This window comes from Aminobacterium sp. UBA4834, from assembly GCF_002400205.1.
GTDB lineage: Bacteria > Synergistota > Synergistia > Synergistales > Aminobacteriaceae > Aminobacterium > Aminobacterium mobile.
This window is the reverse complement of the sequence record NZ_DHFC01000003.1, coordinates 159569-184458: the sequence shown is the minus strand read 5'-3', so window position 1 is coordinate 184458 and position 24890 is coordinate 159569. Positions and strand designations below refer to the sequence as shown.

General features: G+C 44.5%; 19 protein-coding genes. 14 read left to right on the top strand and 5 right to left on the bottom strand.

Annotated elements, in window-relative coordinates; all coding sequences use genetic code 11:
- Positions 1-26 precede the first annotated feature (26 nt).
- The 3 genes from B3L97_RS01465 to B3L97_RS01455 all read right to left on the bottom strand — a co-directional run bounded on the left by B3L97_RS01465 (position 27) and on the right by B3L97_RS01455 (position 5367).
- Positions 27-2207 (bottom strand): methyl-accepting chemotaxis protein, encoded by a 2181-nt coding sequence (locus B3L97_RS01465; protein WP_286933254.1) that lies wholly within the window; start codon positions 2205-2207, stop codon positions 27-29.
- Between the two features lie 196 nt (positions 2208-2403).
- Positions 2404-4458: a methyl-accepting chemotaxis protein gene (locus B3L97_RS01460; protein ID WP_286933251.1), complete on the bottom strand. Its 2055-nt coding sequence runs from the start codon at positions 4456-4458 to the stop codon at positions 2404-2406.
- A 219-nt stretch (positions 4459-4677) separates the two neighbouring features.
- Positions 4678-5367 carry a response regulator gene (locus B3L97_RS01455; protein WP_286933248.1) on the bottom strand — a complete coding sequence of 230 codons (690 nt, stop codon included), beginning with the start codon at positions 5365-5367 and terminating at the stop codon, positions 4678-4680.
- Between the two features lie 235 nt (positions 5368-5602).
- Between B3L97_RS01455 and B3L97_RS01450 the strand changes: the two genes are divergently transcribed.
- Positions 5603-7012: a GAF domain-containing protein gene (locus tag B3L97_RS01450; RefSeq protein ID WP_286933245.1), complete on the top strand. Its 1410-nt coding sequence runs from the start codon at positions 5603-5605 to the stop codon at positions 7010-7012.
- Between the two features lie 123 nt (positions 7013-7135).
- Here the strand turns inward: B3L97_RS01450 and B3L97_RS01445 are convergent, their stop codons facing one another.
- The gene (locus B3L97_RS01445; protein ID WP_286933243.1) at positions 7136-9046 is read right to left on the bottom strand and encodes a S9 family peptidase; all 1911 of its coding nucleotides are present in this window, start codon (positions 9044-9046) and stop codon (positions 7136-7138) included.
- Between the two features lie 157 nt (positions 9047-9203).
- On the opposite strand from B3L97_RS01445, the gene B3L97_RS01440 reads away from it, so the two are divergent.
- Entirely contained in the window at positions 9204-9995 is a 792-nt protein-coding gene (locus B3L97_RS01440; protein ID WP_024821321.1) for an SDR family oxidoreductase, read from the top strand.
- A gap of 137 nt (positions 9996-10132) precedes the next feature.
- On the opposite strand, the gene B3L97_RS01435 is transcribed toward B3L97_RS01440, so the two are convergent.
- Entirely contained in the window at positions 10133-11278 is a 1146-nt protein-coding gene (locus B3L97_RS01435; protein ID WP_286933240.1) for an aldo/keto reductase, read from the bottom strand.
- 167 nt (positions 11279-11445) lie between these two features.
- Between B3L97_RS01435 and B3L97_RS01430 the strand changes: the two genes are divergently transcribed.
- The 12 genes from B3L97_RS01430 (at position 11446) to B3L97_RS01375 (ending at position 24815) form a co-directional block, all read left to right on the top strand.
- Positions 11446-12198 (top strand): IclR family transcriptional regulator, encoded by a 753-nt coding sequence (locus B3L97_RS01430; protein WP_286847698.1) that lies wholly within the window; start codon positions 11446-11448, stop codon positions 12196-12198.
- A gap of 25 nt (positions 12199-12223) precedes the next feature.
- Positions 12224-13144 carry a glutamate formimidoyltransferase gene (gene ftcD / locus B3L97_RS01425; protein WP_286847699.1) on the top strand — a complete coding sequence of 307 codons (921 nt, stop codon included), beginning with the start codon at positions 12224-12226 and terminating at the stop codon, positions 13142-13144.
- Positions 13141-14385, top strand: a complete 1245-nt coding sequence (hutI, locus tag B3L97_RS01420; protein WP_286847700.1) for an imidazolonepropionase — start codon at positions 13141-13143, stop codon at positions 14383-14385. Before ftcD ends, hutI begins: the two co-directional genes overlap by 4 nt.
- Before the next feature lie 36 nt (positions 14386-14421).
- Entirely contained in the window at positions 14422-16455 is a 2034-nt protein-coding gene (locus B3L97_RS01415) for a urocanate hydratase (RefSeq protein WP_286933239.1), read from the top strand.
- A gap of 143 nt (positions 16456-16598) precedes the next feature.
- A complete protein-coding gene (locus tag B3L97_RS01410) occupies positions 16599-17465 on the top strand; it encodes a branched-chain amino acid ABC transporter permease (RefSeq protein ID WP_286847702.1) in 867 nt (288 codons plus the stop codon).
- Between the two features lie 12 nt (positions 17466-17477).
- Positions 17478-18356: a branched-chain amino acid ABC transporter permease gene (locus tag B3L97_RS01405; RefSeq protein ID WP_286933237.1), complete on the top strand. Its 879-nt coding sequence runs from the start codon at positions 17478-17480 to the stop codon at positions 18354-18356.
- On the top strand, positions 18353-19132 hold the full coding sequence (locus B3L97_RS01400; RefSeq protein ID WP_286847704.1) for an ABC transporter ATP-binding protein: 780 nt from the start codon (positions 18353-18355) through the stop codon (positions 19130-19132). Before B3L97_RS01405 ends, B3L97_RS01400 begins: the two co-directional genes overlap by 4 nt.
- Entirely contained in the window at positions 19116-19826 is a 711-nt protein-coding gene (locus tag B3L97_RS01395) for an ABC transporter ATP-binding protein (protein WP_024821312.1), read from the top strand. Before B3L97_RS01400 ends, B3L97_RS01395 begins: the two co-directional genes overlap by 17 nt.
- Positions 19827-19862: 36 nt before the next feature.
- Positions 19863-21017, top strand: coding sequence for an ABC transporter substrate-binding protein (locus B3L97_RS01390; protein ID WP_024821311.1), 1155 nt, complete (start codon positions 19863-19865; stop codon positions 21015-21017).
- A gap of 271 nt (positions 21018-21288) precedes the next feature.
- Positions 21289-21996, top strand: coding sequence for a GntR family transcriptional regulator (locus tag B3L97_RS01385; RefSeq protein ID WP_024821310.1), 708 nt, complete (start codon positions 21289-21291; stop codon positions 21994-21996).
- A gap of 113 nt (positions 21997-22109) precedes the next feature.
- The gene (gene ilvD / locus B3L97_RS01380) at positions 22110-23780 is read left to right on the top strand and encodes a dihydroxy-acid dehydratase (RefSeq protein ID WP_286847705.1); all 1671 of its coding nucleotides are present in this window, start codon (positions 22110-22112) and stop codon (positions 23778-23780) included.
- A gap of 51 nt (positions 23781-23831) precedes the next feature.
- Positions 23832-24815, top strand: coding sequence for a Bug family tripartite tricarboxylate transporter substrate binding protein (locus B3L97_RS01375; RefSeq protein ID WP_286847706.1), 984 nt, complete (start codon positions 23832-23834; stop codon positions 24813-24815).
- Positions 24816-24890: the final 75 nt, after the last annotated feature.

Below are 24890 nucleotides of genomic sequence, written 5' to 3'. Positions count from 1 at the left end.
AGCTGCTTCCCTCGTTCTCTTTTCATCTACGCAGGAAGAAGCCCCGCCCGCTCTTCTGGATCCTCAAGTTTTTCAGGTCCTTCCATAGAGTCCTTCGTGTCTTCCATCTCTTTTTTCAGTTTAAACTGAGCTACGGATTTCTGCATTTCTCCGCTCAGCTGAACCAACTCTTCTGCCGCTTCAGAAATAGACTGAGAAACTCGTCCCTGTTCATCCATAGATTGGGTAATAGAGCCGACCTGATCGGCTATTTCCTGGCTTGTTCGCGCTACATTATCCATACCAGCTGTCATCTCCTGAGCACTTGCAGATTGCTCTTCCATGGTAGCAGCAATAGTCTGAACGCTTTCTGTAACGACCGCTATTTTTTCTACAACATCGTCAATCACTGCCTTTGTTTCAGCAGCTTTATCAACAAGAACACGCACTTTTTCTTCTGAACCCTTCTGATCGGAGATAGCCGCCTTCGTTCTATTAGCGATTTCTGAAATAACGTCGCTTACCTGAGATGCAGCACGACTTGATTCCTCCGCAAGTTTTCGAACTTCTTCAGCCACAACAGCAAAACCCCGCCCCGCATCTCCCGCCCTAGCCGCTTCAATAGCAGCATTAAGAGCCAAAAGGTTCGTCTGATCTGCTATCTGAGTAATGGTGTTGACAAATCCTGTAATTCCCTCTACAGACCCCGAGAGCTCGCCAATTGCCGATCCTACTTTTTCGCCGGCTTTTGCTACTTCGTTAATCAAAGAGGCAATATCATCAACAGCCTTCCCTCCGCGATCAGCTACCTCTGAAATCTGGGAAGCACTTTCTCCTGCTTCTGCAGCTGTCTTCGCTCCCGCCTGAGCGCTGGCAGCCACTTCTTGAACACCGGCATTGGCCTGTTCCACTGCTGCCGCTGAATCCTGCGTATTTTGGCTAACTTTATCCGCAAGGGCAGCTACCTGTTGAGCCTCAGCGGAACCTTGTTCTGCTGAGGTACTTAAATGTTCCGCCTTATTTAGAACCTCTTCTGCATTATCCCGAATGGCGAGGACCACATGCCCCACACTATTTATAAGCGTATTAAAAGCACCTACCAGTTCCTGAATTTCCATAATGGAGGAAGAGGTATCCATCTGGACAGAAAGGTCACCCGTAGAACCTATTTCTTTCGCTTTAGACACCACATGAGTAAGAGGATTCGAAATGCTTCGTGAAAAGAAGAAGACAACTATAACAGCTACGGCTACTGCCGCCAGAACTCCAATCAAAATAGCTTTTCGAAGAACAGGAATTGCTGCTAACGCTTCGTCTTTAGGAGCAGTGATACCAAGAATAAAGCCATTTTCTAAAGTGCGGTAAGCAGTAGATACAGATTTACCCTTTATTTCGTGGGAGAAAACACCTTTCGGATTAGCGAGCATCCCTTTAACGTAATCTGCGAGAAACCCTCCCTCTATTTCAGAGGCTGTAGGGCCATTAAAGGAATACTCTGGGTGATACATAAAACGAAGATCTCTGTTGAGGAGAAAAGCATATCCCGTATCGTAGAATTTCACGCCCTTCAACGTATCCTGAACAAAAGAATAGTCAAAAACCATGCCGATAACCGCTATAGTTTTACCCTCTATCTCTACAGGCATCGAATAGGGGATCTTTTCCTCTACATCGTTGGTAATAACGTCGCCCCAAACTGGCTGTTGCGTATCAATAGGACGCCAGAACCATGATGTCTGCTGTGTTTTCCTATTAAGAAGATCTTGTGCGGTATATGCTGTCTTATCGGAGAAAGTAAAGATTGAATCGGCATTTTCCCTGGAGAAGGAAACCATGTGCACTTTATCTGAATCGAATTCTTCAGGGTTAAAACAGATAAAAATTTCCCTCGTTTCCTTTACCTGGCTTCCCAGTTCCGAAATGAATTGAACGTTAGTGGCAGCAAACTGAGCTACATAAGCTTCCATTCCAAGGGCCTTAGCCATTACAGGCTTAAAACGGGTTCGAACAGTCGCATTAAGGGCCAACAAGAGGCCATTAAATCGCCCGAAAGTATTATCCAAAGCACTAGTAATCCGTTCCGCTTCGGCATTTTCATATTCAACAGCCGCGTTTTCAAGAGCCTGAGAGCTTTTTTGAACAGCAAAAAAGCCTACGCCAACCACAGCAACAAGAATCAGAGCAACGACAATAGCTGTAACTCGAGTGCCAAGTCTGTTAAAACCCATAAAGTTCACATCCCCCTTGAAGAAAAATTACAAGATTCATTATACATACAGTTTAATCTAGAACGATTAAATCTCAAGTCTTGAAGTTCTTTTTTTATTTTTCAAAAAAAGAACCCCAACCCCAGAGAGCTCTGCATCTCTCCGAGATCGGGGTTTCCTCGTTTATGTATGGGAGGTCAAAAATCCCTTGATCGTGTTATTTCAAAGGAACGAGGCCTGTAGTTTTTTCTTTTTCTTCTGCCTCTGTTTCCACTACAAATTGGGAGATGAGACGGAGTAAATCACTTGCAGACCGAGACATATTTTGAGATTCCAAAGCTATGCCCTCTGCGGCTTTCGTCGTATCTCCAGAGGCATTTTTTATGTTGCTCATAGATTGCACTACTTCCACTGTAGCATCGGTAACTGTCTGAATTGCGCTTGTCATTTCCTCACTGGAAGCTGCCTGTTCTTCTGAGACAGCCGCAATGCTCTGAACGGCTTCGGATACTCTCGCCACAGCCGACACCGCTTCCTTCAGCTTCTCTTGGGCAGCCAAAGCTTGATCCATAGTTTTTCCAAGAGTCTTCTCGCTCTCCTGTGCTGCCGAAATGGAGTGCTGAGAGCTTGCCTGAAGCCCCTTAATAAGAGCTTGAACTTTCTGTGCGGCTAAGGCCGATTCTTCCGCTAATTTTCGAACTTCTTCAGCTACGACAGCAAAACCACGCCCCGCTTCGCCAGCTCGGGCTGCTTCTATAGCGGCATTGAGAGCCAGGAGATTCGTCTGATCTGCTATGGAGGTAATAGTGGCGACAAAACCTGAGATATCGTCTACAGAACGTGCAAGATCAAGGATCGTTTCTGCCCCTTTTTGAGATTCTTTTACAGCGAAAGAGATGCCTTCTATCATCCGGTTCACATCCTCTACTGCTGTTTCCGTCATATTCACCGCTTTCGATGACCCTTCCGCCCCGTCAGTAGCCGATTTCGCAGCTGCCTGTGCACCAGCAGCTACTTCCTGAATAGAAGCATTCGTCTCTTGCAAAGCAGAGGAACTGTTTTCACTTCTCTCCAGAACCTGGTCGATGGAACCGGTGACTTCTTCCATAGAAGCAACTGTTTCTTCTGAGAGAGATGCAAGTGTTTCTGCTCGTTGAGAGGTTCCTACGGCTTCATGGCGAACAGAAACAATAAGTTCCCGAAGACGATCCACCATTTCGTTGAGATGGTTAGAAATACGAGCAATCTCGTCTTTACCCCTTGTATTAAAACGAGCAGTTAAGTCCCCTTTGGCAATACAATTTGTTGCTGTTTCCATATGACGAATAGAACGAGCCAGTCCTCGAGCAATAGTAAAGACAAGAAGAGCCACAACAACAACTGCTACTACAGATACTGCCAAGAGCATCCATGTCAAAGAATGAATAATATGCGTGATAACTGATACAGGGAAAAAAACAGCCAGAGGCAGCCCGTGCTCTGAAGGAGCATAAAAAACCATTTTCTCTTCATTACCATAACTATAGGTCGCCGAACCGGTTTCACCTACAACCATCTTTTGTGCTACAGATTTCAGTGCATCAGGAAATTTGCTGTCTTGAGTCAAATTTGATTTCATAATATCTTCAATATGAGGAGATGCGATAATAGTTCCCTTACGATCAAGTAAAAAAGCTTCTCCCGTACCATAAACCCTCAAGGAAGCAACCATCTCTGCTAAGGTTTCAAGATTAACGTCCTCGCCAACTACTCCGAGAAGGGATCCCGATTCACTGTAGATAGGAGTCGCTATAGATAAAACCAAATCTCCTGAAATAGAATCCACATATGGATCTGTAATGATCATCTTTTTAGCCGATACAGCTTGTTGATACCACGGACGGGTCCGAGCATCAAAACTCTCTGACTCCTTCCATCCTGTCCCATCAGAGAAGCGACCATCTTCTTCCCGTCCCATAAAGATGTTGGTGATTCCTTCTTTCTTATTTTGCTGTGTCAGACGTGAAAGGAAGGCCTCCACGGCATCTTCATCCGTAACATGATGATACAGCCAGTTATAACGTACTGATTCTGCTACCGAATCGAGAATGCCTGTTAAACGATCAAAATAGCTATCAATAAGTCCTGATCCCTTTTGTGCCGTTTCCATGCCAGTTTTGTTGATGGTGTCTACTAAAATAGCAGTCCCTCGATAGTACGTAATGCCAGTCATTATTGTAATTACAACCAAAATAGCAGCAAGCATACCCCAAAGTCTGGCTTTAATGGTCACGTTATCTGTTCCCCTCCTTATGATCCCAAAGAATATTAAAAATAATAGCGCAATTCCTATAAATCCTAGTACAATTAATTTATTAGTTTAAGGATTTAAAAAATCCAAGCAAGAAAAAAACTAAATATTTTTTGTTTTATCCTTTTATTCCATAAGAAAGGGGATTATATTTTTGAATCTACATAGGGGAATATAACCTTTTTTGAAAATAACAGCATGCTACTTGAGGTATTTAAATTTTTTTAGAGGACGCCCTGTCGGGCGATATTCTAACGTTGAAACGACGCTGCCTATTTTGAGAAGATAGTCGAGATACCGCCACGTAGTCGTACGGGAGAATCCTGTGGCAAATGCTATATCACCAATAGTCAAAGGAACATTAACTGTGGACAGAACTTCTATCATATGGTCAAGAGTTTCTTGCTGAATGCTAATGGGAAGATGATTATACAGATTCTTCTCTCCACGCAGAGGGAAAAGATCATCAATATCCTTTTGGGTACATAAAGGAGGAAGAGTCTGGAAGAAAAGTTGTCTGTCTCTAGAATCGTAAAGAGATTGCCTAAAACGTTCAAAAGAAAAAGGCTTGAGAATATAATCAAAAGCACCTAAGCTTAAGGCATGTTGAATGGAAACTCTATCTGGGAGAGAAGAAACAACTATAATAGCTGCCATTGGAGAGATACGATGAATTCGCCCCACCGTTTCCGCCATATCTGAAGCGAGACCTGCAGGCTCTACGAAAATAACGTCTATCTTCTTTTTTTGCAGAAGGAGACAGAGCTGCGGCAGGGTAGAAGCTATTCCCACAACAACAAATCCTGGAACTGCAGAGATATATCGCTCCATTACAGAAACAGTCATAAGATCTTGATCAGCAATAAGAATATGAATGGGCTCTTCTTTCATTCTATTGTAGATAATCCTCACTTTTCATTTTCATCTTCAATATTTCATTCTAAGGCTATATAGAAAAAGTATATACGACCAACTTCCCATTTCCTCTTTGTTTACAGTGTTTTATTATAACTTTTTACTATAATTTTTTATATCCTTTCACAAAAATATGGACGCAAACAAGCTATTCAGGTACCATAAGACAAAATATTAAATTTAATAAGGCTTGAAGGGCGTGAGTGTTATTATGCACGAACTGTTCGAAAAAATGTCTTTTCTTCTTCATGGCGGCATTCTTGATATGCTTGCCGACCAAATGTCAAAGACATCTCCACAGGCCGTAATCCTTGAACCACAAGGAAAGGATCTCTCTGTTCTCGAAGCCATAGGCATCACCCCACCAAACTTGATCATTTCCGGAGAGAGGTATTCGTTGGAACAAACGTTCTACGGAACTCCTTCTCTCTCTATGACGCCATTAAATCTCTCTTTAATGAATAATAAATGGGGGTGGGGAATTCCTTTGAAGGGAAAGGAATGGACCTTCTATTTCCTTTTTAGTCACCGCCCTTCTCAGCAATTTCTCAATAACTTACCTGCTATTGAAGGACTGATAAAGCTCTGGCAAGATTTCAACGGTCGGGAAGCAATGGAACAACGCTTATCTCGCCTTGCCTACATGATCCTTGCCACAAAAAATACCCTTTCTTCAATTTTTGAACCGATGCCCCTCGACTACTTTGCCGCCTTTCTAAGCGATGTAATACGAGAGAGTCTGTTTCCCGCAGATTTGGCAATCATTCATGACGATGGAGAAAAACTTACCTCTCTGGAAGGAGATATTTTCAATCTTCCCAAGCGGGACGCAAATCTGTTTACTCGCCTCTTTACCCCTTCACCTATACCTATTGATTCTGATCACGCTGAGATATTCGGAGAAGAACGATATTCCAGACTTGCCCATAAATGGTCTGTGCTTTTACCTATTCCCAGCATGAAGCAAAAATTATATTGCCTTCTGAAGTGGAATCATTCCTTAGAAAAAGAAGACCTGAACTTCCTGGAACTTCTAGGTAACGTAGCTTCTAAAGCACTCTCTATATCGTGCCTCCATGAAGAACGCGACGCAGCCTTGAAAGAATTATCGGAACAGGCTTATGCATTGCAAGCTCTTCATCAAGCTACTCTTCAACTTATGGAACAACCTGATATACATCATCTTTGTAAGGCCATCTTGGATATGTTCTGTGAAATATCCAGAAGCCGCCAAGGTCTTCTTATGCTGTGGGACATGGAAGAACAAAGCTATACCCTTCGCGGAATATATTGTCATGGCAAAATAAAAGCACCTACTCGGTCCATAAAACTTCCCTTTTTCTCCATGGACAAAGGAAGTATGCCTTCCTCTTTTTCTTTAGAGATGGCAAGATCTTATTTTCATTATCTCAAAGTACCTGAGCTTTTAAACTTCCCTGAAATAATAGGGGCTCAGTGGGTCATTCCTCTCATTCATAAAAAGACAAAACTCCTAGGATTTGTCGCGTTATGGGAAAAAGAAGAGGGGGATGAATCCGTTCATATCTCCCTTTTCGAGACTCTTGGGCAAACAGCCTCCGCTGCTATTTGCTGCTTTTACAACAAATCTTTTCCATTTTAGATATTCTTCCTTAAAATAGCAAAACGTAAGGAGGTAATAAAACGATAAGAGACTGTCTTTATAAAAGGCAGCTTCTTATCGTTATCAAAAGACTTGATTTCTTATGTTCAGACTTATTTGTTTTTACTCCATACGGCCCCTCAAATGAATAGCTAAAAATCTTTCCATGGCTCGATAGAACTCAAATCGGTTTTCTTCGTTTCGGAAACCATGTCCTTCATTGTCTTTCACTATATACTCCACATAAATGTTCCGCTTGCGGAGAGCCTCCACTATTTGATCAGATTCTGTTTTTTTCACCCGAGGATCATTTGCTCCTTGAGCAACTAAAAGAGGTGATCGTATTTGATCAGCATGAAAAACAGGTGATGCCGCCTGAAGCAGAGCCTTATCCTTCTCCGGATGGCCGATCTGTTCATACATCATTTGTCGGCCTAACTCCCAATATGGCGGTATAGTCTCAAGAAGCGTAAAGAGGTTGGAGGGCCCCACATAATCCACGCCACAAGCATACACATCCGGAGTAAAAGCCAAGCCTGCAAGGACTGCGTATCCTCCATAAGAAGCACCGTAAATACCCACTTTTTTCGGGTCTGCTATACCCTGGCCTATAAGCCATTTCACCCCATCGGTAATATCGTCCTGCATAGCGCGTCCCCATTGCTGGAAACCAGCCGTCCAAAATTGTTTCCCGTATCCAGTAGAACCTCTAAAATTCATAGATAGTACGGCATATCCTCTATTGGCAAAAAACTGAACCTCAGGACTAAATCCCCATGAATCTCGGGCCCATGGGCCACCGTGAGGGAAAATAATTACAGGGAGGTTTTTAGGCTCAACTCCTACTGGTATCGTGAGATACCCGTGGATAAGAAGGCCATCCCGTGCCTTGTAGCGAACCGGCCTCATGGCTGCCATCTCTTCTTCCTTCAACCAAGGACTTAAATCTGCCAGTTTTTCGAAAGCTCCACTTTCCCTATCGTAAAAATAGTAGGCTCCCAGAGTGCGGTCGCTTCCTGCATAGACAAGCATTCTCTTTTCATCTCGACTCATACTTGCTACAACAACCTCATAGCCCGGAAGATTCTTTTCAAGAGTTATTTGCAATTGTTCTCGATCGGGATCAAAAAAAACATAGTGTGCTTTATCCGTAGTAAAGCGAACACCCGTAACAATTTTTCGTTTCTTTGATTGAAGAAGCCTATACACATCTACGTCAGGATGTTCGTACACTAACTCAAGAAAAGCTCCTGTTGTCGGATCGTAACGATAGATAGCACTCTTATCTCGATTTAAATTTGATGCCACATAAAGATTCCGATTATCAAAAGTAAAGAAGAGAGGGTCAATAGAGTCCTTAAAATTTGTCGTAACAATCGTTCTAAAAGGATCTTCCTCCTTTTCACGATAAAGAAGGCTTGTATTCACTCCATCAGTTTTTACAGCCACGCGAAGTTTCCCTTTATGGTCCGTAAGCCACCCTGCTATGTCTCCAGGATTTTCAGCCACTAAATCTATCGCGCCGGTCTTCACATTTATGCGATAGACATCAAAAACCCTGGGGTCCCTTTTATTCATGGCAATAAGCATTTCGTCATCTACATCTTCAAGATCGTCAACCACTGAAACTCTTACCTTGGGGAAAGGCGTAAGCTCTCGCCGATTTGCACCAGATATGTCTACGGAGAAAAGATGATAATTTTCATCGCCACCTGAATCCTTCATATAGATAATCTGATTATTCCCTTTCCAAAAATAACCTGCTATATCTCGATTTCTTTCACCTGTGAGACGTACAGGCTCTTCTACGCCCCCTATCTTTTGCACAAACACATTAAGCCTTCTTTGCCACGGCTGCATAAAAGCTAAATATTGCCCATCTGGAGAGATGGAAAAAGCAACTTTTTCAGGATTTTTAAAAAAATCTTCGAGGGGAATAATGCGTGGCAAGGCCGAAGCGCTAGCAGCGCTCCAAAACAGAAGGACAATAGCTAACCCAGCCACAACGACTATAAAAAGGACCTGTTTCGACATAGCATTCTCTTCCTTTCATTTGCGATTATAGTTTTGAGTTTATCACGAATTTTTGCGCTTTTAATCCGATAAAATGCCGAAAACCACAACTTCCCTCTTGATTCAAAGCTGAATATACAGAATACTATTCATAAAACCAGCAGAGGGAGGAGAGTACATGGATTTAGGAATAAAAGGGAAAGTAACCCTTATCATGGCATCAAGCACTGGCCTGGGGAAAGCCATAGCTCGTCGTTTCCTCATGGAAGGAGCTATTGTAATGATGGCAAGCAGAAATGAAGACAAACTTTTACGGACAGTGGAGGAACTTTCCGATGAAATTGGAGTCACTCCCTATTACAAAGTATGCGATATTGCGCAACCGGGGCAAATTAAAGCGCTTGTACGAACTGCCGCGGAAACGCTTGGCCCTATTTCTATTTTAGTCAATAACGCGGGAGGCCCTCCGGCAGGAACTTTCGAATCATTTGACGATGAAGCATGGCAAAAAGCTTTCGAACTCAACTTATTAAGCTATGTCCGCACTATTCGAGAGGTATTGCCTTTCATGAAGGTTCAAAAATGGGGACGAATTGTTAACTCCACATCTTCATCGGTAAAGCAGGTTATAGAAAATCTAATCCTCTCAAACACATTCAGACTTGGAGTCATTGGTCTAACAAAAACCCTCTCGCAAGAACTTGCGCCATACAACATTCTCGTCAATGCTATTGGACCTGGCCGATTTGACACTCAACGTATCCGGCAACTCGATCAGGCTTTAGCAGCGAAACGAGGGATTTCAGTGGAAGAAGTGAATAGGGAAGCCCTCGCTCAAATTCCATTAGGCCGATATGGTGATCCTGACGAATACGGCCGATTAGCCGTGTTTCTCTGTTCAGAAGCGAATAGTTATATTACAGGTCAAACAATTCTTGCCGATGGCGGCATGGTAAAAGCTGTTCTTTAGACGAGTAAAAATTTGCTCGCAATAAAAACCAAGGGGCTGCCATTTATGACAGACAGAGCCCCTCTGTGGAACTTTCTCAGAGGGGCTCTATCTATAATCTGTAATCCCGCTAGAGGGAATTGGATCTCTTCTTCTCCTTAACTTTGCCCCCCATTTTTTTCAAAAAGCTCCACAATATCTTTTAGATGTTTACGAATCGAGATATTTTGAGGGCATACTTTTTCACAGGCACCGCATCCTACGCAGAGACTTGCTCTCTCGTGCTCTTTCACGAAGACAAAATACGTGTCTTTGGCCATTTTTTCGTCATCAAACATAAAAGCTATATTATAGCGATTGAAACATTCGGGAATATTGACCCCCTGAGGGCAAGGCATGCAGTAACGACAGTTCGTACAGTTTACTTTCATTCGTTTTTTATATTCGTCCCTCACTCTTTCCACAATCTGAAGATCGTGAGGAGATAAGGTTTCAGGCAGGGCTTTTTTTGCTGCCGCAATATTTTCTTCCACTTGCTCCATGGAATTCATACCACTCAAAACTACCGACACTTCCGAATGATTCCATACCCAACGAAGCCCCCAAGACGCAGGGCTCATAGATTTATCCCCTTCCTTCCATATATTCTGAATAGGAGCTGGGACATTGAGTGCAAGTTTACCACCCCGAAGGGGCTCCATAACAACAACGCCAAGCCCTCTGGAGGCAGCCTCTTTCAACCCCTTTGTTCCCGCCTGATAATTCTCGTCAAGATAGTTATACTGGATCTGACAAAAATCCCATTTCCACGCATTCAAAATCTCTTCAAAGAGTTCATAATCTCCGTGAAAGGAGAAACCTGCATAACGAATCCGGCCATCTGCAAGGGCTATCTCGAGAAAAGAAAAAACATCATGTCTTACTACATTCTCCCAACGTTCTTTATTGAGGGAATGGATAAGATAGAAATCAATATGATCGGTCTGAAGACGCTGAAGCTGTCTATTTAGGAACATATCCATATCTTCCGGTTTTTCTACAAGCCATGAGGGAAGTTTTGTAGCTAAGAATATTTTCTCTCTGTAGCCGCCAGCAAGAGCTCTCCCTACAAAAGGCTCGCTTTCCTCATTGTGATATGTCCATGCTGTATCGATGTAATTAACTCCATGATCAATGGCATAACGAAGAATTTTCGTAGCCACAGGCTCGTCAATATTTCCTTCTGATGTTACAGGCAAGCGCATGCAACCGAAACCGAGAATAGACAAATTCTCATCCATACCAGGCATTTTTCTATAAAGCATCCTTTTTCCCCCTTTCACTCTTCCTTTTCGTATTTACGATACCATCCCCAGTATACCAAAGAGAAACAAAATGTTTCCTTCCAACTATTTGACATATTTTCTTTCTTGGAGTACTTTGTGAATAGGTAGAAATGGGACAGAGTGTCTCATTCTGAAAGGAGAGCCTTATGAATATTCTATCTCCTCGAGAAGATACTGTGCAACGCATCGCACGTATCATGGAAGCAATTTGCACTGCCGACGATTTATTGAGTCTGAGGGAAATAGAAGAACAGACTGGTATTCCCCGGGCTACAGTTCATCGCTTCCTTCATTCACTCAAAAGAGCGGATTGGGTCTATCAAGACCCTGCAACAGAAAAATTTCGCACTGGAATTCGCTTCTTTCTTCTCTTTGATCGCCACGCCTACTACGATGAACTTGTCCAAATTTGTTATCCTCACATGAAAAAACTTCTCGCTCAAACAGGACGGACTATTCTTCTCTCCGTACTTGATGGAACTGTGGGAAGGTGCATCCTCTCTGCGGAACCGGCCACCGCTCTTAAATTTGTAGCACATAAGGGGATGAATATTCCTTTATATGCTGGGGCCACCGGGAAAATTCTTCTTGCTTATGCCAAACCTGAAATTCAAGAGCGGGTTCTAGCTCAAAAATTAGTCCCTTTTACAGAAAAAACAAAAACAGATCCTCACATTTTACAGAGAGAGATAGAGCAAATTCAAAAACAAGCCTACGCTTTCAGTCAAGAAGAATGGATGACCAACGCTGGGGATCTTAGTGTTCCCATTTTTGACCATAGAGGGCAGTTTGTCTGTCAACTTGGAATAGCTGGCCTATCGTCAAGTTTTGAAGGAGAGGTAGAAAATCTCCTCATTCTTCTCAAAGAAGCTGTCAGTGCTATATCACCTAAATTATGAGAAAAAATCAGGGAGGGATAAGCCCATGTCACAGTTAATAGAGTGTGTGCCCAACTTTAGTGAAGGGCGGAGACAAGATGTAATGGAGGCTATTCTGGCCCCATTGAAAAGTAAAAAGGGATGTTATCTTCTTGATTCCCGCGCCGACGTAGATCACAACCGTTTGGTGGTAAGTCTCGCTGGCCGCCCAGACGCCATCTGTGATGCAGTTCTAAAGGCCGCTAAAATAGCCCGAGACCACATAGACCTTAACGTTCATCATGGGGCTCATCCCCGTATAGGCGCCATAGATGTTATACCATTCACCCCCATATCTGGCATTTCCATGGAGGAATGCGTTGAACTCGCCCATTCTTTTGGGGAGTACTATTACAACGAATTGGGCATCCCAGTCTATTTTTATGAAGAAGCTGCGCTGAAGCCGGAACGAAGGCGTCTGGAAGTGATCCGGAAGGGACAATATGAATCTCTTAAAGCGGATGTAAAAAACCCCGACCGTCATCCCGATATAGGGAAACCTGAGCTTCATCCTACTGCAGGAGCCACTGTTATTGGAGCACGAAAGTTCCTCGTAGCCTTCAATGTCAATCTGAATACCACAGATGTAGAAATTGCAAAATCTATCGCAAGACATCTCAGAGCTTCTTCCGGAGGATTCACAAGCGTCAAAGCCATTGGGCTTGCATTAGAAGAAAAGGGGCTCGTACAGGTGAGTATGAACCTTGTAGATTACGAGAGCACGGCTATGTACCGAGTTTTGGAACTCATTAAGGCAGAAGCTGCCCGATGGGGAGTAACAGTAAATGGCACTGAAGTATATGGCATGGTTCCTTCTGCTGCAATCCTAGAGAGCTCCGCTTATTACATGCAAATCGACGACTTTAAACGAGATCAGGTTTTAGAAATCAAGCTCCTTGAACTTATGGGAAAGGAGGGAGACGCATGATATCTGCTCTCTTCAGAAATGCAGTTATCTACAGCCCTGTAGATAGCCCAGTCCCTCTTTCCGGCGTTACGCAGGGACACGTAACAAGCTATAAAAAAGGGGCTCTTTTCTGTAAGAATGGAATCATCGAAAAAGTAGGGGAGGAAGAAGATGTTCTTCGCCAACTCTCTTCAGACGAGGTTGACATGGAGATAAATTGTGAGGGAAGTTGCCTCATTCCCGGCTTCGTAGATCCCCATACACATATCTGCTTTGCAAATCGTCGGGAACAGGAGTTCTCGCTTCGCATCGCCGGGACTCCCTATCTTGAAATTCTTAAAGCCGGAGGCGGCATTCTTTCTTCTGTACATGCTGTGGAAAAAGCCAGCGAAGATGAACTCTTTGAATCGACCCTCACCCACGTATTGTCCGCCCTGGAGCTAGGAACCACCACCATTGAAATCAAAAGTGGCTACGGCCTCGCTACGGAGACAGAACTCAAAATGCTTCGGGTTATCCAACGAATACGAAAAGAGACACCTCTTGACGTCGCTATTACCTTTATGGGAGCCCATGCGGTACCGAAAGAATATAAAGAAAATCCTGACGAATATGTGCACCTCATGATAGAAGAAATGATTCCAGCCATATCGCAACAGGGAATTGCCGAGTTTTGTGATGTCTTCTGCGAGGAAGGCGTTTTTTCTGTCGGTCAAAGTCGGGCTATTCTTGAAGCAGCCAGAAAATACGGGATGAAGCTTCGTATTCATGCAGATGAGGTTCACGACACAGGAGGAGCAAAACTAGCAGCCGAACTTCCCACAGTTTCAGCAGAACACTTGCTTGCAGCCTCAGAAGAGAACCTAAATGCCATGGCTCATGCAGGAGTCATAGCCAACCTGTTGCCTGCCACTGCCTATAGTCTCCGAAAACCCTACGCTTCCGCTCGACGCATGATAGAACTGGGTGTCCCTGTAGCTCTGGCCACAGATTGCAATCCCGGCTCATGCTTCACAGAGTCTATGCCTTTTGTTTTCGGCCTTGCTGTTATGAATATGCATATGACTGTTGAAGAGGCCCTTGTAGGGACCACTCTCAATGGAGCGTGGTCTTTAGGGATGGAAAAGAAAGTAGGAAGTCTGAGCGTGGGGAAACAAGCCGACTTTCTGCTTCTCGACGGAGAGTCTCCCGCTGTTCTCGCCTATCATGCAGGGGTATCTCCCGTCTTTGCCGTCTACAAAAAAGGCGTTCGAGTAGCGTAAAACGCCTTTAAATCTTGTATATAGGAGGTGTTACATATGGAATTAACAAACAGTCTCATTGCTGAGGCCATGACTATCAAGCTTGAACCAGAGCTTCCGAAATATCCTGATTTTGTTGAAGGCATTCGTAGAGCACCTGATCGTGGCTGGACCCTCTCAAAAAAAGAGACCGCGCTGGCCCTTCGAAATGCTCTTCGATATATACCGGAGGAACTTCACGAAAAGCTCGCTCCAGAGTTTATGAAAGAGCTACAGACACGAGGAAGAATATACGGATATCGTTTCAGGCCTCAAGGACGAATTTATGGCAAGCCCATTCAGGAGTATAAGGGGAAATGTTTGGCTGGGAAAGCTTTCCAGGTTATGATCGACAACAATCTGGATTTTGACGTAGCTTTGTATCCCTACGAGCTGGTTACATATGGCGAAACCGGGCAGGTCTGCCAAAACTGGATGCAATACAGGCTCATAAAAAAATATCTGGAAGAACTTACTGATGATCAGACTCTTGTTATAGCTTCAGGCCATCCTTTGGGATTTTTTAAATCTAAGCCAGATGCACCGCGAGTCATTATTACCAACGGTCTCTTAGTGGGAATTTTTGACAATCAAGAAGAGTGGCATCGCCTTATGCAACTTGGAGTGACGAACTACGGGCAGATGACTGCTGGGGGTTGGATGTACATTGGGCCTCAAGGTATCATTCACGGCACTTTCAACACCATTCTCAATGCTGCCCGCCAAAGATTTGGCGTCGGTCCCCGTGAGAACCTTGCTGGTATTTTGTACGTTACTTCCGGGTTAGGCGGCATGAGCGGCGCTCAACCCAAGGCAGCCGAAATTGCCGGGGCTGTAGCTATCGTTGCCGAAGTCGATTACTCCCGCATTGAAACCCGCCACAAGCAGGGGTGGGTATCCGAGATCACCGATTCTGCCGAGAAGGCTTTCGCCATGGCTCAAAAGGCCCTTGAAGCCAAACGGCCTCTCTCTATTGCCTATTATGGGAACATCGTTACTTTATTGGAGTATGCCGACAAAAATAATACTCACATCCACCTTCTCTCTGATCAAACTTCCTGTCATGCTGTCTACGATGGCGGTTACTGTCCTGCCGATCTTACCTTCGAAGAGCGCACAAAAATGCTTCACGAAAATCAGGAGGAATTTCGCAAGCACGTGGATGCATCTCTGAAGCGCCATTTCGAGGTCATCAAAAGGCTTACCAACAAAGGGTCTTTTTTCTTCGACTACGGCAACTCCTTCATGAAAGCCATTTTTGATGCTGGTGTAAAAGAAATTGCCAAAAATGGGGAGAACACGTACGAAGGATTTATTTGGCCTTCATACGTAGAAGACATTATGGGCCCCATCCTCTTCGATTACGGTTACGGTCCTTTCCGTTGGGTCTGCCTGAGCGGCAAACCTGAGGATCTGCGAGCTACTGACAAGGCTGCCATGGAATGTATCGATCCCAATCGCCGCGGTCAAGATTATGACAACTGGGTCTGGATTCGTGACGCTGAAAAGAACAAGCTCGTAGTAGGAACTCAGGCTCGCATTCTCTATCAAGATGCCGAAGGTCGTACTCGCATCGCCCTGAAATTTAATGAACTTGTTCGGGAAGGTAAAATCGGTCCTGTTATGCTGGGGCGAGATCACCACGATGTATCCGGTACTGATGGCCCCTTCCGCGAAACATCCAATATTAAGGACGGCAGTAACATTTGCGCCGATATGGCCTCCCACTGCTTTGCCGGCAATGCCGCTCGTGGTATGACACTCTGTGCACTCCATAATGGCGGCGGAGTAGGCATCGGCAAGTGTATCAACGGCGGCTTTGGCCTGTTACTGGACGGTCGCCCTGAAACTGACGAAATCATAAAGTCTGCCATGATGTGGGACGTGCTTGGCGGTGTCGCTCGCCGCGCCTGGGGACGCTGCGGACATGCAATAGAAGTAGCGACTCAAGTCAATAAGACACAAAACAATTCCTATCACATTACCCTTCCATACATACCTAACACAAAACTTATAGAACAAACCGTAGAAAACGCCTGGGAAAAACGATAAGACATAAAAAATGCGAAGCGAGGAGAAAAAATTCTTCGCTTCGCTAATTATATTCGCGTTATTTCCTTAAGTTTTTTGTCGCACTCATCGTGCTAAAATTTTCTGAAAGATGACTTTTGCATAGTATTGGGGTGAATTGTGGAATGTATTTGCTTACAGAACAGATTCTGAACGGCCTTGCAACTGGATCCACCTACGCCCTCATCTCTCTTGGTCTCGCATTAGTCTATGGCATTCTCGGCGTTCTTCACGTAGCTCACGCTGGGATTTATATGGCTGGGGCTTATATAGGCGTTGGCATATATACTGTAACAGGAAATATTTTTCTCGCCGCCCTTATCAGTATGATAGCCTGTGGATGCCTCGGCATAGCTATCGAACGATTGGTGTATTTCCCTCTTCTCAAATTTCCTCCCTATGTACCTCTTATCAGCAGTATCGCAATATTTACCGGTATGGAAGAGCTGGTACGTCTCGTCGCCGGTCCTACAGTTCAAACCTATTCTCTAACCCTTCCATTTCCTCACTTTGAGCTAAAGGGGATAGCTATCTCCTCAAACTTAGTAGGGATCTATGTTATTACTGCAGCAGTTTTTCTAATGCTTTGGTATTTTTCAACTCGAACAGAAACAGGACTTGCCATGCGGGCTGCGTCTCAAGATATGGCTGTAGCCAGCTCTTTGGGTATTAATAGCCAGCGAATAGTAGATTTGAGTTTCTTCATAAGTTCAGCCATTGCAGCTCTGGCAGGTATTCTCGTGGGAATTTATTACAATACTGTCTCCCCAGGCATGGGGGCTGTCCCTGCCTATAAAGCCCTAGCTCTTATTGTTGTAGGGGGGTTGGGTTCCGTGCCTGGAGCTGTAGTTGCTTCCCTCGCATTGGGTGTGGCAGAAACTGTTCTTATAGGCTATGCCCATGTGCCTCTTCCCAGAGATGCCCTGGCTTTCATTGCCATGATTATCGTGCTCATGTGGAGACCTCAAGGTCTCTTTGGTCGAAAAGGCTAAGGGGGGACAGCTATGAGTTACGCTATTACCATCGCCACTTTTATCGCTATTCAGGCTATCGTAGCCTATGGCCTGAATATCATTGTGGGGTACGCCGGGCAAATATCCCTCGGACACGCTGCTTTTTTTGGCATAGGGGCCTATTCGGCAGCTCTTTTAACCACGAAAGCCGGGCTTTCTTTTTGGGGGGCTCTCCCCTGTGTCATTATTATTTGTGCTGTAGTAGGTATTCTTTGCGGCCTGCCAAGCTTGCGGGTACGAAATGATTTTCTGGCCATTACCACTATTGGAATCAACTTTATAGTAGAGGCTATCTTCCTCTACATCCCTTTTTTCGGTGGGGCTTTAGGTCTTGGCGGCATCCCCAGGGTCGTTTTTTTAGGAGTAAAACTTAAAAGCGGAAGTTATCTTCTTCTCTGCATCTTTATTTTAGGGCTTGTTATTCTTATAAACCGATGGTTTTCCAAACGCTGGATGGGATTAGCGTGTATTGCCCTTCGCGAAGACGAAATTGCAGCATCAAGCATGGGAATCTCTCCCATACGTTTTAAGCTCATAGCTTTTGTTATGGGAACTGTCATCGCCGGGATTGGCGGTTCTCTATACGCTCATCAAATGCACTTTATCGCACCCTCAGATTTTGGATTTCCAGTTTCCGTAATGCTTCTCTCCTTCGTTGTACTTGGCGGAATGGGAACCCTTTGGGGACCTTTGTTGGGAGCTATTATCCTGGGTTCCCTTCCCGAACTCGCTCGACCTTTAGCAGACTATCGAATGCTTCTCTATAGTGTGTTATTACTGCTCATGATCCGATTCCAGCCGCAAGGACTTTTAGGGAAGGGAAGTCTCCTTCTTTCCCTTTTCCCATCCAAAGAGAGGGGAGACCGATGATGGGTCGTCCAATTCTTCTTTCCGTAGAAAACATCTCCAAAAAATTTGGTGGTCTCCAGGCAGTGGATCATGTTTCTTTCCAGATTCATCCTGGAGACATATTAGGACTTATCGGCCCTAACGGAGCAGGGAAAACCACATGTTTTAATATGATTTCAGGCATCTACAAGCCTTCTTCCGGGGAAATTTATTTGGATGGACAACGTATAGATGGTTTACCTCCCCATAGCATTGCGCGTCTCGGCATCGGGCGAACGTTCCAAATTGTAAAACCATTTTCGAACCTTTCCGTCCTAGAAAACATTTTGGTAGCTCTTGGGGTCCAGCATTATGCTTCTCTATTGGATATAACTCATAAATGGCGTTCCCCCTCTGTTGTTGATGAAGGGATGGCTATTCTTAAACGGGTCGGACTGGAGAGCTATGCCTTTAAACAATCGGCAACCCTTCCTCTTGGCGACCTTCGCCGCCTTGAAATCGGGCGGGCACTAGCACTAAACCCCAAATTGCTCCTTTTGGATGAGTCTTTCTCCGGGCTTCGACAGGAACAAATCGTCAAGATGGAAGAGTTTGTTCTTTCACTCGTTTCCCAAGGTGTTTCTATCCTTCTCATTGAACATAACATGAAAGTGGCCATGAAGCTTTGTAATCGTATCGTGGTTTTAGACCACGGGCGATGGCTTACAGAAGGCTCTCCGTCAGACGTTACATTGAATCCAGATGTTATCGAAGCATATTTGGGGAAAGGAGAACTGGATCATGCTGCTGCGCATTGAAAATCTCCATATCACATACGGGCAAGTGGAGGCTGTTCATGGCGTTTCTTTTCATGTAGACAAAGGGGAGCTTGTTTCCATTATCGGAGCCAACGGGGCCGGAAAGACCTCTCTTATGAATGCCATTATGGGCATCGTCCCAGTTCATAGCGGTTCTATTTTCCTCGGTGAAGAGGATATTACATCTCTTGGGGCTCATTTAAGAGCTCGAAAAGGCATCCGACTTGTGCCGGAGAGGGCCCGGGTTTTTCCATCCCTCTCCGTGTATGAAAATCTCCTTACAGGTGTTTACGGAATGAGAGAACACATTGATCTCCAACAACGCCTGAATTGGATCTACTCTCTATTCCCAGTTTTAAAAGAAAGAAATTCTCAAGCTGGAAGCACTCTTTCCGGGGGAGAGCAACAACAACTTTCCATTGCCAGAGCCCTTATATCAAGCCCCGGCATTTTGCTTGTAGATGAAGTATCCATGGGGCTCATGCCTAAGCTTGTCAACACAGTTTTCCAAGTATTACAGCATATTAATAAGGAATTTGGCATCACCATCCTTATTGTGGAACAGAACGCTCTCGCCTCACTTCAGATATCCCATCGAGGATATGTGCTGGAAGCTGGGAACCTCGTCATGGAAGGGACGTCTCAGGAACTCATGAATGACCCAGGAGTTCGGGAAGCCTACCTGGGCATTTGAGTAGGTTACTTAAAAATTTTATTGGAGGTGCTGTTCATGAGATGCAGTCGGTTGGTCAAGGTTTTTGCTTTAGTATGCTGCCTCACCCTTGTATTAAGCGGTATGGCTCTAGCGGAAGAAACCATTAAAATCGGACTTTTAGCTCCCCTCACAGGTCCCGCTGCTGACGACGGTATCAACGTGAAAAACTCTGTCGTCATGGCAGTAGAGAAAGTCAATGCAGAAGGAGGCATCCTCGGGAAACAGATAGAGCTTGTAACCTATGATGATCGCGCCGACCCTAAAGAAGCTGTGGCCCTTGCTCATAAGCTCATTGAGCGCGACAGTGTAATAGGGGTTGTAGGAGGATCTTACAGCTTCCCGAGCAGAGCAGTAGCACCTATCTTTCAAGAAGAGAAAGTTCCTTTTGTAGCAGCCTATGCCCTTCACCCGGAAGTTACATCGGCTGGAGAATTTTGCTTCCGCGTGGGTATGCTTGGAGACGTGGAAGGACGTGCCTGTGCCTATGTAGCCGTTCATAATTTTAAAGCCAAAACTGTGGCTCTTATTCACGCGGACAACGACTTCGGACGTACCCTCTCAACTGGAACACGAGAATATCTTGAAAAACACGCTCCAGATACAAAAATACTCATAGAACAAGCTTATCCTTTCGCAGAAAAAGATTATAAAGCGTACCTTTCCAAGATCAAGGAAGCCAATCCAGACGTGGTTATCTCCAGTGGTTATTTCTTCCAGGTAGGTCCAATGGTGAAGCAAGCCCGCGAAATGGGCATTACAGCTCCTTTCATCGGTGAGGAAGGCGCCGACTCCCCAGAAATGATTAAAATCGCCGGGGAAGCAGCAGAAGATTTTGTAATTGTCACCAACCTTGATCGAGATGACAAACGAGCTTTTGTTCAGGATTACCTTCGCCAGTACAAAGAACGTTTTGGCGTAGATACATGTATGGTAGGTGCTTCTGCCTATGATGCCTTCATGGTCATTATAAACGGTATTAAAGTGGCAGGAGAGCTGGACACACAGAAAATCAGAGATGCCATTGCCGCCTCTGAACTTGAAGGCCTTACTGGCGTCAGCAAGTTTACAGAACAGGGAGAAGTCATAAAACCCATGGTAGTACAGATTGTAAAGGATTGGGGGTTCCACTATCTTGACACAGTAGACGACCCCGCAGTGCTTGAAAAGTAGGGATCAGAAAAAGAAAAGGCTTCCGGACTTTCTTTCGGGAGCCTTTTCTTTTTTTGTAGAAAACATGAAAAAACGGGCTGCTCTACTCTCGAGAACAATTGGACTCGCTTTTTCTCATTAGGCAGAGACGTTACGTATCATTTGCAAGTCAGTGTTTATGGGCATCGACACGCCGTATGGATTTTTATTTGACAGAAGCCCCTCCTTTGATTATTATTTAAATGGATACGCAAGTGGCTACTTTATAGTTTTTTTGTGAGGGGAGAAAAGTATGTCTCTTGAGCAAAAAAAACACTCGAAAATAAAAGTAGAAGATATGGTTCAACAATATATTGTTGATGAAATCATGTCTCATAACATAAAACCTGGAGAACGCGTTTACGAGACCCAGCTGGCAGAACAACTTGGAGTAAGCCGTACTCCGGTACGTCACGCTATCGGTCGCCTCGTCTCCGAGGGAATTCTTGAAGATCCCCATCGAGAAAAGGGGTATGTTGTTCCTATCCTCACTCCTCAAGACATGAAACACGTATACGTAATGAGAGAACTGCTTGAAGGTGAAGCGGCTTTTGAAGCTGCTCAATCCATATCTCAAAAAGATATTGCGTATCTTAAGGAATTAAACGTAAAAGAAGAACAATCTTTTAAAAATAGCGATCGTAAGGCGTATACAGCTATCAATAAAGAACTTCACAGCAAAATTGTTCAAATGAGTGGGAATCTTTATTTACAACGTTTTTTCCGACAAGTTTTTTGGAAGTCCCAACTCTATACATTCTACCTTTCTAGTTTTTACTCAAGCTCCACCGAGATTTTCCCTCTTTCTTCCCAAAAACCTTTAAGTTACCTCGAACATGCTCGTGTTATTCATGCTATTGCATCAAGGGATCCTGAAAAAGCTCGCCAAGAAATGATCACCCATATACGAATGAGCTACAAAGAAAGATTTGTTGACATTGGACATTTCTTCGAATCATAGAAACTTCTCATAACACATAAAATAAGAATAAGGGATTTTTTTAAAATTAAAAAATGGATACTTTGAAGGACTCAGAAAATTTCACCAATAGTAATGGAGGGGGCGCGTTGAATATGTTGCGAAGTACCAAAGATGTTGTTGATGGACTCGACCATGCCGGTAACAGAAGCCATCTTAAGTGCATTGGTCTCTTAGAAGAAGATCTGCACAAACCTTTTATAGGTGTTATTAATACATTCAATGAAATGCATCCCGGGCATAAACATCTCCGGGAAATTTCAGAGGCGGTTAAACGGGGGGTCTACACCGCAGGTGGTATTCCCTTTGAAGTTAACACTATTTCTATTTGCGATGGAATTACCCAGAGTAACTTTGGAATGTGTTATGTTCTCCCAAGCCGCGAGATTATAGCCGATTCTGTCGAAGTCATTGCAGAAGCTCAAAGACTTGATGGCCTCGTGTTAATCGCCTCTTGCGATAAAATTGTGCCTGCCATGATGATGGCAGCTGGCCGTTTGAACCTTCCCACTGTTATTGTTACTGGTGGGCCTATGTTAGCGGGCAAATTCCAGGGTAAAGATGTTGCTATTTACGAAATACGCGAAGCTGGGGCGAAAGTAAAGCAGGGACTTCTCTCCGAATTAGAGTTCAAAGAGTTTGAAAATAATGTATGCCCCACTTCCGGTTCATGCTCCATGATGGGAACTGCAAACACTATGTCATGTCTCACAGAAGTCATAGGTCTCTCTGTCCCAGGTTCGACAACAACTCCCGCAGTGTACTCTAAAAAACTTCGTCAAGCCAAGCTGAGTGGGGAAATTGTTGTAGACCTCGTGAAAAAAAATATTCGCCCTCGAGATATTGTAACCCAGGACTCCATTGAGAATGCAGTTATTGTAAATATGGCTATTGGCGGGTCTACAAACTCTGTTTTACATCTTCCTGCTATTGCTCAAGAATTTGGTCTCCACCTTGATTCCGACGACTTCGAGCGCCTTTGTAAAAAAACTCCTCATCTCGTAAACGTAAAACCGTCAGGATATTACTCCCTCGAGGATTTCGATTTTGCCGGTGGAATTCCTGCTGTCATAAAAGAACTTGGGGAATCGCACCTTCACCTTAGTGCCCAAACTATCATGGGTGAATCGTGGAAAACGCTATGTAAAGATGCAAAAATAACAAATACGGATGTGATCCGAACCCTCGAAACAGCTCTTCACAAAGAAGGGAGCCTTGCCATACTGAAAGGAAACCTTGCTCCTGAAGGCTCCGTAATAAAACAAACAGCCGTTTCAGACAAAATGAAAAAACATACTGGACCAGCCAAAGTTTTTGATTCCCAGGAAGACGCTATCACTGCAATGCTCAATGGTGACATAAAAGAAGGAGATGTTGTCGTTATCCGTTACGAAGGACCCAAAGGTGGTCCTGGGATGCGAGAGATGCTCGGAGCAACCGCTATTTTAATGGGAGCAGGTCTCGGAGAGAGCACCGCTCTTGTTACCGACGGTAGATTTTCCGGCTGTACTCATGGACCATGCGTAGGGCATGTGGCCCCTGAAGCAGCCAAGGGTGGAGCAATCGCCTTGGTTCACGACGGAGACATGATCACTATTGACATTCCAAATCGTTCCTTAGAGTTACACGTCTCCGAAGAAGAGCTTGCAGAAAGGAAAAAGAACTGGAAACCCATTCCCTGCAAAGTAGACAGCAAATACTTACGTCGATACAGCAGAGAAGTTGAGAGTGTCTGGAAGGGTGCCATCCTGCGGGATGAGGCATAACCCAGAAAAGATATAAACACAGCATTTTTTGCAATTAAGGGGGATTCAGGTATGAAAAAACGTTTTTCTTTATCCATTGTTATGTGCTTTATCGCTGTATTCGTTTTCTGTCTTGGCTTTTCCAACCAAGCACTAGCCAAGGAAGGTTGGCCCAAAACCACTGTCAACATTATTGTAGGGTACAACCCTGGCGGTTCCACAGATACGTTTGCCCGCCTTCTCGCCAAACATCTTGAGCCTGTTTTCGGTCATCCTGTAGTGGTTCAGAACGTCCCTGGCGGCGGCGGCGCTGTGGGGTATGTCAAAACTATGACAAGTAAACCAGATGGCTATACCGTTGTCGTTTCCAACGGTTCCCTTCTCACCTTAGGTGGCATTGGGAATGTAGACTTTCAGTATAGCGATTTTACGAACTTAGGACGTGTCATTGTTGAAGACGAAACCATTTGCGTAGGAAAAGACGCTCCCTGGAACAACGTTGCAGAGCTCATTGCCTATTCAAAAGAGAACCCCGGTAAGCTTCGTATCGGATTTGCTGGAATTGGCGGATTTACCTATCTTGCCGCTAACCAGTTCATCAAAACGGCTGGGATCGAGATTGACGGAATCGGATATTCCAGCGGAGCAGAAGCAGTCGCAGGTCTCCTTGGCGGTTTCGTCGATGTTATTGTTCAGCAACCTGGAGAAATTTTCTCTCACTGGCAGGGCGGTGAAGTAAAGATTCTCGGCACCATGGGTGAGGTTCGCCACGTACTCTTCCCAGATGTTATGACATGCGAAGAGCAGGGTTTGAATCTGAAACTTTTCCAGTGGCGAGGAATTTCTGGTCCTAAAAATATGCCTGAAGATATCAAAGCCGCATGGATAGACGCTCTCGACAAAGTGCAGCAGTCTGAAGCATTTAGAAAAGACATCACCGAGATCCTTTGCGCTGGAACAAGCTTCATAGGTGGGGATGATTTCGAAGACTGGCTCAAGAAAGAAGCAGACTGGATTTATCCTCTCATTGATGAGCTCGGTTTAAAACAGAAATAGAATAGCACTTTTCAAGGGGCGACCCCTCTCTTACAACCTATCTAAGGCTCGCCCCTTTTTTAGAACCAAGGAGGA